This window comes from Agrobacterium sp. LMR679 (assembly GCF_027157905.1).
Classification (GTDB): Bacteria; Pseudomonadota; Alphaproteobacteria; order Rhizobiales; family Rhizobiaceae; genus Agrobacterium; species Agrobacterium leguminum.
Genome location: NZ_JAPVOJ010000002.1, coordinates 2,762,467 through 2,776,529, shown reverse-complemented (window position 1 = coordinate 2,776,529; position 14,063 = coordinate 2,762,467). Strand labels below are relative to the sequence as shown.

The following is a 14,063-nucleotide window of genomic DNA, read 5'->3' as shown; positions in this document are numbered from 1 at the left end:
GATTTTCCACCATCGTCTTCGCCGTGTTGCCCCCGCGAGGCGCAAAATAAAACCGCCCGGAAGGTCCAGGCGGTTGAAAAGAATCACTTTTAAGCGGCCGTCTGCCCGGCCCGTCGCGCTCAGAAGGCGCGGTCGCGCCGGATCATCGCCTTGAATTCCTCGTCCTCACGTCGCATCTCGGCGACCACGGAAACCATCGATGTCACGAACATAACGCTGATCAGGGCAAGAAGCATTGTCAGAAATGGGAACATGATATCGTCTCCGGGAGTTTTGAGAAAATTCTCTCCGTTATCAGTAATAATTCATATACTGATAACGGGCGGTCAGCTGCGGATAGTCCGGGCCCAGCTTTTCAGGCTTCTGTTCATAAAGGCTAAACGTCGTTGCTACCATTGCGATAACCAGTACTGTCCAGGCTGTGCTGATGACGCTGATTTTCGCCGAAGTAGACTGTTTTTCTCTTATAAACATCTGTCCGTTCCTTTGGTTCTTTCTTAACGCGCCATGTCTCGACATGTTCCGCGTCAACCGTAAAAATCGATTAGCATCGCGCCTGTGAAACTTCCTTGAATGGCTCGTTCATCTGGCGTTCAGGAAACTGGCTGATGTCGTCATTCGAGAAAAAGATACTCGGCAGCGAATGATGCGATGATCGAAAGGACGATCATGAAGGCCAGCATTTTCAATTCTCCGGATGCTTAACGAGTGAGGGGCGTTTCGGTTTCCCGATGTTGTGCATTTAAACAAAATAGCTGTGAAACCGCACTGAACGGCCCATTCATCCGGGGTTCACGCCGCAGCCGCGCTTGTGAGGGGTGGTTATAAAGTCTTGCGCCGCGTGCCTCTCCATGACAAAAGGCGGCACATATGCTGAAGCGTCGAGACGCGCCCACCACCTGAGAGCGATATGACGATTGCCTTTTATCCAGGATCCTTCGATCCGATGACCAACGGACATCTGGATGTGCTTATTCAGGCGCTGAACGTGGCGTCGAAAGTCATCGTTGCGGTTGGCATTCATCCCGGAAAAGCGCCGCTGTTCAGCTTCGAGGAGCGGGCAGGGCTGATAAAGCGGGCGCTTGCCGAACATCTGCCGGGCGAAGCGGCGCGCATGGAAGTCGTCTCCTTCGACAATCTTGTCGTCGATGCCGCCCGCCAGCACGGCGCGCGCCTTCTGCTGCGCGGCCTGCGCGACGGCACCGATCTCGATTATGAAATGCAGATGGCCGGGATGAACCGCCAGATGGCGCCCGATATCCAGACCGTATTCCTGCCCGCCGGCACCTCGTCGCGACCCATTACAGCCACATTGGTCCGGCAGATCGCCGCCATGGGCGGCAATGTCGACGCCTTCGTGCCGAAAGCCGTGCTTGAAGCCCTCAACGCCAAGCTGAAGCGCTGACTTCAGCCCCACATTCTGGAGCCAATCCGATGAAACTCGTTCGATTTGCCTTTGCCGGCGCCATGTTTGCAGGCGCGCTTGCCGCCAGCACCTTCGCTTCCGCCGCCGAACTCTTGACCGTGCAGCTGAAGGACGGCCCCGTTGTCATCGAGCTGATGCCGGATGTCGCGCCCAAGCACGTGGCGCAGATCGAGGCGCTGGCCAAGAAGGGCGCTTATGACAATGTCGCCTTCCACCGCGTCATCGACGGCTTCATGGCGCAGACCGGCGATGTGCAATATGGCAACATGGAAAAGAGCTTCAACGCCCAGCGCGCCGGTACGGGCGGTTCCGACATGCCGGATATTCCGGCTGAATTCTCCAAGGTTCCGTTTACGCGCGGCGTGGTCGGCATGGCCCGCTCGCAGGATCCGAATTCCGCCAATTCTCAGTTCTTCATCATGTTTGCCGACGGTCCGTTCCTGAACGGTCAATATACCGTGGTCGGCAAGGTCGTGTCCGGCATGGAAGCCGTCGACAAGATCAAGCGTGGCGCCGGCGGTAACGGCGAAGTTTCCAACCCCGACCGGATGATCAAGGTCACCGTCGGCAAGAAGTAAGGTAGGGCAATAGAGCCCGAACAGAGGAGAATAATCATGGCCGAGATCAAGGATCCGGAAAACACCATCATCATGGAAACGACGACCGGCAAGGTCGTGATCCAGCTGCTGCCGGAAGTTGCTCCGGGTCACGTCGCCCGCATCAAGGAACTCGTATCGGAAGGCGCTTACGATGGCGTCGTTTTCCACCGCGTCATCGAAGACTTCATGGCCCAGACGGGCGACGTGAAGTTCGGCAAGAAGGGTGCGGAAAGCTTCAACCCGGCCCGCGCCGGCATGGGCGGCTCCGACAAGCCGGACCTGAAGGCCGAATTCTCCGCCATTCCGCACGTGCGCGGCACCTGCTCCATGGCCCGTTCGCAGAACCCGAACTCCGCCAACTCGCAGTTCTTCATCTGCTTCACGGATTCGCCGTGGCTCAACAAGCAGTACACCGTCTGGGGCCAGGTCATCGAAGGCATGGAAGCCATTGACAAGGTCAAGCGCGGCGAGCCGGTGAAGGATCCGGATTCGATCGTTTCCATCAAGCTCGCTTCTGCGGCCTGAGGGATAATGAATCACGCCGCCCCGCAGGCGACTGCGGGGCGGTTCGAATGTTGAGAAGGTTATCAGAACCTCTCCGTCGTCATCCTCGGGCTTGTCCCGAGGATCTAACCACGTTGACGTTGTGGATCGTTAGATCCTCGGGACAAGCCCGAGGATGACGCCTCGTTAGAGGAAGTCTTGTCACCACCTTCCACCCGCCCCATGCAATGCAGGGCGGGTTTTGATATTTTCGAGAGCCTTTGCAATGCGTGTAGACCTGTTCGATTTCGATCTGCCCGAGGAGAATATCGCCCTTCGCCCGGCGAACCCGCGCGATAGCGCGCGCCTGCTCGTCGTCGATCCGAATGAAAACCGTATGGAAGACCACCGCGTCTTCGACCTGCCATCCTTCCTGAAGCCCGGCGATGCGCTGGTGTTCAACGACACCCGCGTCATTCCCGCCCAGCTGGAAGGTGTCAGGCTGCGCGAAGGCGCGCCGGAGACGGCGGTTTCGGCCACGCTGCACATGCGTACCGATCAATCCCGCTGGAAGGCCTTCGCGCGTCCCGGCAAGCGCATCAAGCAGGGCGACCGCATCCGGTTCGGTTATGAGCGCGACAATGCCTGCGGCCTTGCCCATCTGGAAGCCACCGTCGAGGAAAAGGGCGAGGATGGCGAAATCACGCTGCTGTTCGACGTTTCCGGCCCGGTACTGGACGAGGCGATTGCCTCCGTCGGCCATATTCCCCTGCCGCCCTATATCGCCGCCAAGCGCCCGGAAGATGCGCAGGACCAGATCGATTACCAGACCATCTACGCCCGCGAAAAGGGAGCTGTTGCCGCCCCCACCGCCGGGCTGCATTTCACGCCCGACCTGTTCGAAGCTCTTGATAAGGTGGGTATCGAGCGGCATTTCGTGACGCTTCACGTTGGGGCAGGCACCTTCCTTCCGGTGAAGTCCGACGATACCGACGACCACAAGATGCATTTCGAGATCGGCCATGTGTCGCAGGAAACCGCCGACCGGCTGAATGCCGTAAAGGCGCGCGGCGGACGGATCGTTTGTGTCGGTACGACATCGCTGCGCCTGATCGAAAGTGCGGCCGACGAGAATGGCGCTATCCACCCATGGTCCGACGCCACCGGCATTTTCATCACGCCGGGATACCGCTTTCGCGCGGTCGATATTCTGATGACGAATTTCCACCTGCCGAAATCGACGCTGTTCATGCTGGTTTCGGCTTTCTGCGGTCTCGAAACGATGCGTGACGCTTATAAGCACGCCATCGAAACCGGATATCGCTTCTATTCCTATGGCGATTCCAGCCTGTTGTTCCGGAAAAACTGATGCACGACAAATTCACCTTCACCCTGAAAGCCACGAGCGGCGGCGCGCGCCTCGGCGAAGTCGCCATGCCGCGCGGCGTCATCCGCACGCCTGCCTTCATGCCGGTCGGCACGGTCGGCACCGTCAAGGCCATGTATCTCGATCAGGTGCGCGAGCTGGGCGCCGATATCATTCTCGGCAATACCTATCACCTGATGCTGCGGCCGGGTCCGGAGCGTGTCGCCCGCCTCGGCGGCCTGCACGAGCTGATCCGCTGGCCGCATCCGATCCTCACCGACAGCGGCGGTTTTCAGGTGATGTCGCTTTCCGGCCTGCGCAAGCTCGACGAGCAGGGCGTGACCTTCAAGAGCCATGTGGACGGTTCGCTGCACCACATGTCGCCGGAACGGTCCATTGAAATTCAGGGCATGCTCGATTCCGACATCCAGATGCAGCTTGACGAATGCATCGCGCTGCCGGCCGAGCGCAAGGAAATCGAGCGCGCCATGGAAATGTCGCTGCGCTGGGCCGAGCGCTGCCGCGTCGCCTTTGGCGAGCAACCCGGCAAAGCCATGTTCGGCATCGTGCAGGGCGGCGACCAGCCGGACCTGCGCATTCGTTCCGCCGAAGGGCTGAAGCAGCTCGATCTCAAGGGCTATGCGGTCGGCGGCCTTGCCGTCGGCGAGCCGCAGGATGTGATGCTCGGCATGCTCGATATCACCCTGCCGGTGCTGCCCACCGAAAAGCCGCGTTACCTGATGGGCGTCGGCACGCCCGATGACATCCTGAAATCGGTAGCGCGCGGCATCGACATGTTCGACTGCGTGATGCCGACCCGTTCCGGCCGTCACGGGCTTGCCTTTACCCGCCGCGGCAAGGTCAATATCCGCAATGCCCGCCACGCCGAGGATATGCGCCCGCTCGACGAGCAATCCAACTGCCCGGCCTCGCGCGATTATTCCCGCGCCTATCTGCACCATCTCACCCGCGCCAACGAGGCGCTGGGCGGCATGCTGCTCTCCTGGCACAATCTTGCCTATTATCAGGAGCTGATGCAGGGTATCCGCAAGTCTATCGAGGAAGGCCGTTTCGCCGATTTTTATGCGGAAACCATCGAAATGTGGGCGCGGGGCGATATAGACCCGGTTTAGGTTGCAGAGCTTCCCCACACTCGACGTCATCCTCGGGCTTGTCCCGAGGATCTACCAATGTAGCAGAAATCAACGAGCGGCAGATCCTCGGGACATCCTCGGACTTGATCCGGGGACCGAGGATGACGGAGGAGAGGTTTCTATCCGCCGCTTTGAACACCCTAAACCTTCCTTCTACGGATTTTTCCTTGGCACACGCGCCTTACGTTCTTTTCCGGGATGACACGACCGGCACGGTGACAGCCTTCACCGAGCCGGAAGAGATCATCGTCGCGGATGAACCGGCGTCGTTTTTTGCTGCGCTGAAGCGCATGGAAGAGCTGCGCCGGGCCGGGAAATACCTCGCCGGCTATATGTCCTACGAAGCGGGTTTCCTGTTCGAGCCGAAGCTCGCGCCATTTGCGGACGAGCCTCGCAACGTGCCGTTTCTCAATTTCGGCGTCTTTTCCGACCCGCAGCCGGATGAGGGACGGTTTGCGCGGCCGGCAAATCTGCCGGATGCGGATGCGTTTTTGTCCGATCCCGTGCCGGCATGGACCCTTCAAGACTATTGCCAGCGTTTTGCGTGGTTACACGACCATCTGCGTCGCGGCGACTGTTACCAGGGAAATCTGACGATGCCGGTCCATGCCGGCTGGAGCGGCGATCCGCTGACGGCCTTCTGGTCGCTGATCGAGCGGCAGCCGGTGAAATATGGCGCGCTGGTCGATCTCGGCGGGCCGGTCATCCTCTCGCGCTCACCGGAACTGTTCTTCTCGGTTGACGGGGAAGGTTTCATCGAAACTCATCCGATGAAGGGAACGACACCGCGCGGAGCCGATGCGGAAGAAGACCGGGCGATTATCGCGGCGATGCTGGCGGACGAAAAGACGCTCGCCGAAAACCGCATGATCGTCGATCTGCTGCGCAACGATATTTCCCGCATTACCGAAGTCGGCAGCCTTGATGTGCCGCGGCTGTTCGATATCGAGACCTATCCGACCGTGCACCAGATGGTCAGCCATGTGCGGGCGAAACTTCTGCCTGACATGGCGGTGGAAGATATCTTCACCGCCCTGTTTCCCTGCGGCTCCGTTACCGGCGCACCGAAAATGTGGGCGATGAAAATCCTGCGCGAGCTGGAAGCGACGCCGCGCGACGCCTATTGCGGCGCAATCGGCTTCATGTCTCCAAGTGGTGAGATGCGGTTCTCCGTGGCGATCCGCACGCTCAGCCTGTTTGATGACGGCCGTGCCGTCTTCAATGTCGGCGGCGGTATCGTGTTCGATTCCGTTGCCGAGGCGGAGTATGACGAGTGTCTGCTGAAATCGAAATTCGCGGTGGGGGACAGGTTGCTTCGGGGTTAGTCGCCTCCCTCATTCCTGTGACAGGCACAGGAATGAGGAAGGTTGGAGGAAGCTCCGGGGTAAGCAGCCAAATGTGTGTCCTTAGGAAAGCCGGCTACGGTTTTCGCTACCAAACGTCCTCAGCGTCCGATCACCTGAAACACCCCATTCTCCACCAGCACCTCTTTCGCCGCCGCATGGCTCAGAAAACCCGCTGGGCTGGCGCTGGCGCCATAGGCGCCCGATTGCAGGATGGCGAGGAGATCGCCGGCCTTGAGCTTCGGCAGCGCCGCATTGCGGGCGAGCGTATCGAGCGGCGTACAGAGCGGGCCGACGATGGTTGCCGTCTCTTCATGCTCCGCCAGCATCATGGCCGGTGCGACGATGGGATAGTTGCGCTTGACGATCTGGCCGAGATTGCCGGAGGCGGCGAGGTGGTGGTGCATGCCGCCATCCATCACCACGAAGGTGGTGCCGCGCGAGGTCTTTACCGAATTCACCTCCGCCACATAGACGCCGCCGGGACCGGCGAGGAAACGGCCGGGTTCGACGATGACATGGGCGTCGGTTATCAGCGGATGCGCCTTTACGAGCGCCTTGAGGTCGGGAATGGCGGCGCTGACTTTTTCAAGATCGAGCGGCGTTTCGCCTGCGAAATAGGGAATGCCGAGACCGCCGCCAAGATCGATGGTTTCGAGCGGCTTGCCGAGCATCCCGGCCATGCGCGCGGCAAGGAAAATGCCGTGTCTCCATTGGGAAACAAGCATGTCGGCATCGAGAATCTGCGTGCCGCCGTAAATATGGACGCCGACGAGATCGATATATCGGGCATCCTTGAAGAGCGGCAGGACATTTTCCAGCTCTTCCTCATCGAAACCGAAGGCGGTGGCCTTGCCGCCCATGCGCATCGCGCCGGCCTGTGCATCCGGCACCGGATTGATGCGGATCGAGGCTTTGACCGGCTTGCCGATCGCCTCGATGCGGGTAATTTCCTCGGCGCTTTCGATGTGGATTTCGCCGATGCCGCCCTCGATCACTTCGCGCAGCTCGGCCATGCCTTTGCCGGGGCCGGCGAAGATGATATTTTGCGTTGCGACACCGGCCTTGATGGCGGCGCGGTATTCACCGACGGACGCGATTTCCGCACCCGCACCTTCCTGCCGGAAAAGCGAGACGATGGCGGGCAGGGGATTGGCCTTCACCGAATAATAGATATCGGCAAAGCCGCCGAGCGCGGTTTCGAGATCGCGATAGGCGCGGCGCATGGCGGCGGCGTCATAGAGGAAGCAAGGCGTTCCGGTCCCGGCGACAATATCGCGCACGGGAAGTCCGCCGATCATCAGATCGTTCTCGCTTGTGTCGAATAACGCGGCTGCAAAAGCCGGGCCGTGGCTCTGGGGTTTATCCGTTGGCGCCATTGTCCGTCCGTTCGCGCACCAGCGCGCGGTAATCCACCTTGCCATTGGCCGTGACCGGCAGCCGTTCCACCAGTTCGATAGCGCGCGGGATCATGAAGGGGGCGAGCATTTCGGCCGCCTTCTTCAGTGCCGCCGTCACATCGATATTCTGGTTGGCGGCAGTCGCCACCGCATGGACCTTCTCGCCCGCAAAGGGGTCCGGCAGGCCGATGACGGCGACCTGCTGGAAAAGGCCTGTCGACATCAGGCTTTCCTCAACCTCGGTCGGGCTGATGCGATAGCCCGACGATTTGATCATCGCATCGTTGCGGGCGACGAAGCTGAAGAAACCATCCTCGTCCTCCACCGCCAGATCGCCGGAATAACACACGGTCTCGCCGCCCATTGCCGCCGGAATGAAGGGGTGAGGGCGCAGCACCTTTGCCGTCTCCTCCGGCCGGTTCCAGTAACCCAGCGAGACGGTTGGGCCGCGATGCACGAGAATGCCGGGTTCACCCGGCTTCGCCCTCTGCCCCTCGGCGGTGACGATGAAGATTTCGCATTCGGGAATGGCCTTGCCGATGGAGGTCGGGCGGCGGTCGATTTCTTCAGGCGGCAGGAAGGTGGAGCGGAAGGCTTCCGTGAGGCCATACATCAGGTAGATTTTCGTATCCGGCAGCTTCTCGCGCAGCGCTTTTACGGTTTCCTGCGGCACGCGCCCGCCGGAATTGGTGATGTAACGCAGATGCGGCAGAGGCGTCTTTGTGAGCGACGGGGCCGCTTTCGTCAGGATGGCCCAGATCGTCGGCACGCCGGCGAGACCCGTGATGGCATGGTCGCGCAGATCGCGGACGATCTCATCGCCCAGCCGGAAGGTGGAGATGATCGTGGCCGCGCCCTGTTCCACCGCCGTCAGCAACTGGTTCAGGCCATAATCGAAGCTGAAGGGCAGCAGGGACAGAATGCGGTCGCTGCCGGTGATTGCCAGATAGGTGCGCACGATGCGCGCGCCGGCCAGAAGATTGCGGTGCGACAGCATCACGCCCTTCGGCGAGCCGGTGGAGCCGGAGGTATAAAGAATGGCGGCCAGGTCTTCCCCGATTGCCGCTGAAGGCCGGGCGGGTGTGTCGGCGCGGGCCTCTATCTCTTCCGCCAGCAGGACCGTGACCTCGGGAAGGTCTTCCAGTGCCGCTTTCAGCTCTTCCATCATTGCGGCGTCGCTGATGACGATTTTTGCGCCGCAATCCCTGACGATATGGCGAATCTGCTGCGCCTTCAGCAATGCGTTCACCGGCACGAAGACGCCGGACGCCATGCTCACGCCAAAGATCGACCAGCATTCCTCGATGCCGCGCGGTAGATAGATGACGACGCGGTCTCCGCGTTGCGCTCCGGCTTCCTGCAATGCCGCCGCGCAACGGGCCGCCGCTGCGGAAAATTCGCGATAATTCAGCGATCGGTCCTTGTGGACGAGGGCCTGATCGTCGTTTAGCGTATGTGCGGTAAGCAGGTGGTGCAGCAGGAAATGGGGTGTCATCTCCTCCGTTCCCTGAGGACGAAGGCGATGAGATCGGCCGGCGTGCCAAGATTTTCAGGCGTGAAATGCTCGTCATCGAGAATGATGCCGAAACTTTCGCCGAGGAAGATCATCAGCTCCAGAAAGCCGAGCGAATCGATCACGCCGCCTTCGAGCAGCAGCGTGTCGGCGGAAAAGGGGGCATAGGCGGGAAAACGGTTGGAGAGATAGGAATAGATGGTATCGGCAACGTCGATTTCACTCTTTTTCGCTGCAAGCATGCTCGTTCTCCGATTTCCCGCGTGTTTCCCAATGACCTGCCCGGAACGGCGCTTTTTCTGTAAAGGCCAAGATTCCATCAAGTCGCGCACGACTCACTAAAATACCTACGGTGGCAATAACACCAACTCTGAGTATGCTTCGTTAATAAATCGTGGGTTCCATGCGCCTTTTACTTGTATCGGTGCAAATTTATGTGCGGCAAGCCCGCCGGCCTTTCGCTCTGCGCCCGTTGCCGCCATGGTCAGCGCAAGCCGGCCATGGCCAAGAAGGTGGCGGGCGATTGCGGATATGTGCCTTTGCGCGACCTGCCGGTCTTCGCAATGGATGAGGCGCGCGGATGGCAATCTTTTGGTCGTGGTTTTCAGGAAGACCAGCGGGTAATGGCGGTTCTCCGCCTCCATCACCGCCACGATGCAGCCGAGACGGGCGTGGTCTTCCAGCATGTCGTGCGTTTCGGCGGAGAGTATTTCCGGTTTTATCTCGCCTGGCGGGCGCAGCCGTGCGCTTGCCGGGCGAAGCGCTGCAAGGGGCAGCGGATAAAAAAGCGTGCAATCGGTCACCGTCGCAAAGCCCAGCCTCTCATTCAGCTTGCAGGCTTCGGGAGAGGGGGTGAGATCGGTGAAGATTTCGCCCTCATTGGAGGAGGCCATCTGCAACATGCGCGGGGCGAACCAGCGGCAGGAAGGCTCCACATACCAGCTCGACAGGTTGACGACGATCCTTTCGGTCTCCGGCAGGCGGCTTTTGATGGTCAGCAGAACACCTGCGGCATCGTCGCCCTTCATCAGCAATTGCCCGATCGCACCGAGTTCACGCCGCTCGTGATGTTCGCTGACGAGCGACAACCCGCGCGACCAGAAGGCCTCGCTTTTTTCCGGGAAGCCTTTCGCCAGAAGAGCGACGGCGGCGACGCGGTTTCCGTTGTCGATCGGTACGATTTTCAGGGTCGCTCTCCGCAGGTCTGGCGTCGTTCTGGGCGGGGAGGGATTTTCAACTCCACCGCGCAGTATCGGCTTACGACGATAGATTTACCGTCCCGTTAATCGCAATGGCTGCAGCGGGTTGGAGGCGATCACATTTGCATGAAAGGCGGGCGCGCGCGGTTGCGCGCGCCCGCCTCTGTTTTATCCAATCAATAAACCACGACGCCGCGGATGCTTTCGCCCTTGTGCATCAGGTCGAAGCCCTTGTTGATGTCTTCGAGCGGCATGGTGTGGGTGATCATCGGGTCGATCTGGATTTTGCCTTCCATGTACCAGTCGACGATCTTCGGCACATCCGTGCGGCCGCGTGCGCCACCAAAGGCGGTGCCCATCCAGTTGCGGCCGGTGACGAGCTGGAACGGGCGCGTGGAGATTTCCTGGCCGGCGCCGGCAACGCCGATGATGACCGACTTGCCCCAGCCGCGATGCGAGGCTTCCAGCGCCTGACGCATGACCTTGGTATTGCCGGTGCAATCGAATGTGTAATCCGCGCCGCCGATCAGGTCGCCATTACGCTTCGTCATGTTGACGAGATAGGGCACGATGTCGTCGCCGACTTCCTTCGGGTTGACGAAGTGGGTCATGCCGAACTTTTCGCCCCAGGCCTTGCGGTCGGGGTTGATATCCACGCCGATGATCATGTCCGCGCCGGCAAGGCGCAGGCCCTGCAGCACGTTGAGGCCGATGCCGCCGAGACCGAAGACGATCGCCGTGGAACCGATCTCGACCTTGGCGGTGTTGATGACCGCACCGATGCCGGTCGTCACGCCGCAGCCGATGTAACAAACCTTGTCGAAAGGTGCGTCGGGATTGATCTTGGCGAGCGCGATCTCGGGCAGAACCGTATAGTTCGAGAAGGTCGAGCAGCCCATATAATGATGGATCTTGTCCTTGCCGATGGAGAAGCGCGAGGTGCCGTCCGGCATCACGCCCTGGCCCTGGGTGGCGCGGATGGAGGTGCACAGATTGGTCTTGCGCGAGGTGCAGGAATAGCACTCGCGGCATTCCGGCGTGTAGAGCGGAATGACATGGTCGCCCTTCTTGACCGAGGTAACGCCGGGTCCGACATCGACGACGACGCCCGCGCCCTCATGGCCGAGAATGGCCGGGAACAGGCCCTCCGGATCGGCACCGGAAAGCGTGAAATCGTCTGTATGGCAGATGCCGGTCGCCTTGACCTCAACCAGCACTTCGCCGGCGCGCGGCCCTTCGAGTTGAACGGTCATGACCTCAAGCGGCTTTCCGGCCTGAATGGCAACTGCGGCGCGAACGTCCATATCTTATCTCCTGGCATTGTCTTGTGATTGAACAGGGCTGTTTTGCCCGAGCTTGGCTGGAGGGACAAGGGGCGAGCCCAAGTTTGTCGCCCCGAAGAAAACTGCATTACCGAAAACGGCCCGGCGATGACCGGCACGGCCACAATAATTCATACGTTCTAATTTATTAATAAATGAATTAAGTATATGAATTTGCAGCATATTTTCCGGTTTTTGTTGGTCTTTGGTTTACGGTTTCCATGCTAACAACCCCGTGGATTTTGAGAGGTCGGCGAGAACTGCTTGCGAAAAAAGCAGTCGCCAATCGACAGGCAATTTTTAGCACCCGGCGGTAGGCCGGATATTTTTTAGCGTGGCAGAAACCCTGGCGCACCGCTTTTCACAGCGCGCCTTTCCCGCCGCGATGAGCGACATGAGATGGTGTTTTCAGGATGTTTGAGTGGACAAGAACAAAGGGTGTTCGTGAAGGGCTGTTTTCGCTTTTCATGAAGGACCGCGCGGCCTCCTTCGCGATCATGACGGCGTTGCTTCTGCCGGTTTTCCTTTTGTTTTTTGGGCTTCTGTTCGAAGGTGGCCGGGCCTTGGCCTATTACAGCCAGTCCAAACGTGTGATTGCACAGGCCTGCGAGCGTTCGACGAAACCGACGCGAACGAATGTGCCGCTGGACGACGTGCGCCGTAAAAACGTACTGGACACCTTCGATGCCATGATCCGTTCCACCAAGCAGGATGTGGTGAGCCGGGATGTCAAGATCGATTGGTTGACGACGGATATAGAGGCGAAGTTCAGCTACAAGACCGTGTTCGGCAAGATGTTTCAGACCGAAAAACTGGACTACCGGCTGTCCTATCGTTGCGGCGGTATTCCGCCCTATCCCCATGACGGTGAGGTCATCGTCAACAACACCTTCGAAAAATCGCTGAACGGCACGGAACGTATACTGAAAAACGGCAAAGGAGCCAAAACACCGAACGGCTGCTGGGGTGTTTATACCTATGCCGAACTGGGATGGGATGGCGGTACGGGGCCGGGTATCGAGCTCCAGGACTGGAGCAATGCCGATTGCCGAAAGAACCATGGCTGGCAGGGTTATGGGGAGCAGGAACAGGAAAAACCGACGACTGCCGGGATAGCGTGCACTTCAGAGCCGCAGATCGCTACTCCCAAAGAGAAAACCGACACGACGGTCGCCGGCAAAGAGCAGCCAAATGACAAGGACGCCTCGAAGTCCGAGGAAAAAGCATCGACCGCCGGCAGCAAACCCTCAAAGCGGGAGGAAAAGGCCTCCCAGCCGCCGGAGGCGCAGCAGTGCGATAAAGAGGAAGAGAACAGCGACAAAACTTCGTTTGTCAGCAAAAACGAGCGAATACCGCCAACCCGCTATGCCGTCGAACTCGACAGCCATTGGGAAGGGCAAAAAGACGCGATGCCAACAGCTCGATCTTCAAATATGTGGAGATGCATCCCGGCAAATATGAAATCTCGGTGTGGTATAACGGGCGTAACCGAGATTACGAAGGCTCGAACGATATCGAGATTTCACTGCAGGTGCTGCGTCCGCAAACGGGTCCAGCAAAAAAATCATTCAGATGAGCCAGAAGGCGGATGAAATCCGCTGGGAGCGCCGCAGCTACAAAGTCACAGTCGATACTTATTCGCTTTACAAATTGTCGATTGCGGCTGCCGGGACGAGCGACAGTCTGGGCGGTATCATCACTGCATTCGAGGTCACATATCTTGACTCTCTTTGAGACATTGCGTCGCCGTCTGCGCGATCTGTTTGGGCCATTCGCTACCGATATCCGGGCGGCGAGCGCCATCGAATTCGCCTTGCTTTTGCCGATCTATTTCGTGCTGATCTTTGGCACCATCGAAGTTAGCCTTGCGCTTTTTTTCAGCCTCAACATGTCGACGGCCGCCAGTGCCGGCGCTGAATATCTTCGCAAGGCCGCGGCCAGCAGAACGGTCGTCAGTAAGGTGGACTTCAGGGACATAATTGCGTCCAATTTTCTGCTCCCCACCACGGAAGAGAATATGAAGATATCGCTTACCGCCATTGCGGATGCGGACCTTGCTGCTTCACCGGTGAAATTTCCGATTGAGAACAGCTTCGAAACGCCAAGCGCGGCGGCCGGACAATATCTGCTGGCGCTTGGTTATGAGTGGAAATTCGTTCTTCCCACCACCCATCTGCTTTTCTCCGGCTCTGGAAAGAATCCGCAATTACAAAATGTGTCGCTGGCGATCACCGCCGTTCGGGTGACGGAGTGATCGC

The 14,063-nt window shown here is 59.3% G+C and carries 15 protein-coding genes; 8 read left to right on the top strand and 7 right to left on the bottom strand.

The window, feature by feature from the left end; all coding sequences use genetic code 11:
* Positions 1-119 precede the first annotated feature (119 nt).
* Together O3W47_RS24210 and O3W47_RS24205 are read right to left on the bottom strand one after the other, a co-directional pair.
* Positions 120-254, bottom strand: a complete 135-nt coding sequence (locus tag O3W47_RS24210; RefSeq protein WP_269314757.1) for a hypothetical protein — start codon at positions 252-254, stop codon at positions 120-122.
* Positions 255-294: 40 nt separating this feature from the next.
* Positions 295-474: a hypothetical protein gene (locus O3W47_RS24205; protein WP_003522749.1), complete on the bottom strand. Its 180-nt coding sequence runs from the start codon at positions 472-474 to the stop codon at positions 295-297.
* A 436-nt stretch (positions 475-910) separates the two neighbouring features.
* Between O3W47_RS24205 and coaD the strand changes: the two genes are divergently transcribed.
* From coaD to O3W47_RS24175, 6 genes are all read left to right on the top strand, one after another.
* The gene (gene coaD, locus O3W47_RS24200) at positions 911-1,405 is read left to right on the top strand and encodes a pantetheine-phosphate adenylyltransferase (RefSeq protein WP_059760169.1); all 495 of its coding nucleotides are present in this window, start codon (positions 911-913) and stop codon (positions 1,403-1,405) included.
* Between the two features lie 29 nt (positions 1,406-1,434).
* Complete coding sequence (locus O3W47_RS24195; RefSeq protein ID WP_269314756.1) at positions 1,435-2,004, top strand: peptidylprolyl isomerase; 570 nt, start codon at positions 1,435-1,437, stop codon at positions 2,002-2,004.
* A gap of 36 nt (positions 2,005-2,040) precedes the next feature.
* The gene (locus tag O3W47_RS24190; protein WP_020810245.1) at positions 2,041-2,550 is read left to right on the top strand and encodes a peptidylprolyl isomerase; all 510 of its coding nucleotides are present in this window, start codon (positions 2,041-2,043) and stop codon (positions 2,548-2,550) included.
* 244 nt (positions 2,551-2,794) lie between these two features.
* Complete coding sequence (queA, locus tag O3W47_RS24185; protein WP_269314755.1) at positions 2,795-3,877, top strand: tRNA preQ1(34) S-adenosylmethionine ribosyltransferase-isomerase QueA; 1,083 nt, start codon at positions 2,795-2,797, stop codon at positions 3,875-3,877.
* Positions 3,877-5,007 (top strand): tRNA guanosine(34) transglycosylase Tgt, encoded by a 1,131-nt coding sequence (tgt, locus tag O3W47_RS24180; protein ID WP_003525145.1) that lies wholly within the window; start codon positions 3,877-3,879, stop codon positions 5,005-5,007. Before queA ends, tgt begins: the two co-directional genes overlap by 1 nt.
* A gap of 188 nt (positions 5,008-5,195) precedes the next feature.
* Positions 5,196-6,353, top strand: a complete 1,158-nt coding sequence (locus tag O3W47_RS24175; RefSeq protein ID WP_269314754.1) for an aminodeoxychorismate synthase component I — start codon at positions 5,196-5,198, stop codon at positions 6,351-6,353.
* A 119-nt stretch (positions 6,354-6,472) separates the two neighbouring features.
* On the opposite strand, the gene O3W47_RS24170 is transcribed toward O3W47_RS24175, so the two are convergent.
* From O3W47_RS24170 to O3W47_RS24150, 5 genes are all read right to left on the bottom strand, one after another.
* Entirely contained in the window at positions 6,473-7,750 is a 1,278-nt protein-coding gene (locus O3W47_RS24170; protein WP_269314753.1) for a type III PLP-dependent enzyme, read from the bottom strand.
* Positions 7,734-9,266, bottom strand: coding sequence for an AMP-binding protein (locus O3W47_RS24165; protein WP_262535414.1), 1,533 nt, complete (start codon positions 9,264-9,266; stop codon positions 7,734-7,736). The genes O3W47_RS24170 and O3W47_RS24165 overlap by 17 nt, the downstream gene beginning before the upstream one ends.
* Entirely contained in the window at positions 9,263-9,526 is a 264-nt protein-coding gene (locus O3W47_RS24160) for an acyl carrier protein (RefSeq protein ID WP_080816906.1), read from the bottom strand. The genes O3W47_RS24165 and O3W47_RS24160 overlap by 4 nt, the downstream gene beginning before the upstream one ends.
* Positions 9,527-9,631: 105 nt before the next feature.
* Positions 9,632-10,372 (bottom strand): hypothetical protein, encoded by a 741-nt coding sequence (locus O3W47_RS24155; protein ID WP_262535412.1) that lies wholly within the window; start codon positions 10,370-10,372, stop codon positions 9,632-9,634.
* Positions 10,373-10,659: 287 nt separating this feature from the next.
* Positions 10,660-11,787, bottom strand: coding sequence for an S-(hydroxymethyl)glutathione dehydrogenase/class III alcohol dehydrogenase (locus tag O3W47_RS24150; RefSeq protein ID WP_003525152.1), 1,128 nt, complete (start codon positions 11,785-11,787; stop codon positions 10,660-10,662).
* Between the two features lie 431 nt (positions 11,788-12,218).
* Between O3W47_RS24150 and O3W47_RS24145 the strand changes: the two genes are divergently transcribed.
* Positions 12,219-13,397 (top strand): pilus assembly protein, encoded by a 1,179-nt coding sequence (locus O3W47_RS24145; protein ID WP_269314752.1) that lies wholly within the window; start codon positions 12,219-12,221, stop codon positions 13,395-13,397.
* The gene (locus O3W47_RS24140) at positions 13,394-14,059 is read left to right on the top strand and encodes a TadE/TadG family type IV pilus assembly protein (protein ID WP_269314751.1); all 666 of its coding nucleotides are present in this window, start codon (positions 13,394-13,396) and stop codon (positions 14,057-14,059) included. Before O3W47_RS24145 ends, O3W47_RS24140 begins: the two co-directional genes overlap by 4 nt.
* Positions 14,060-14,063: the final 4 nt, after the last annotated feature.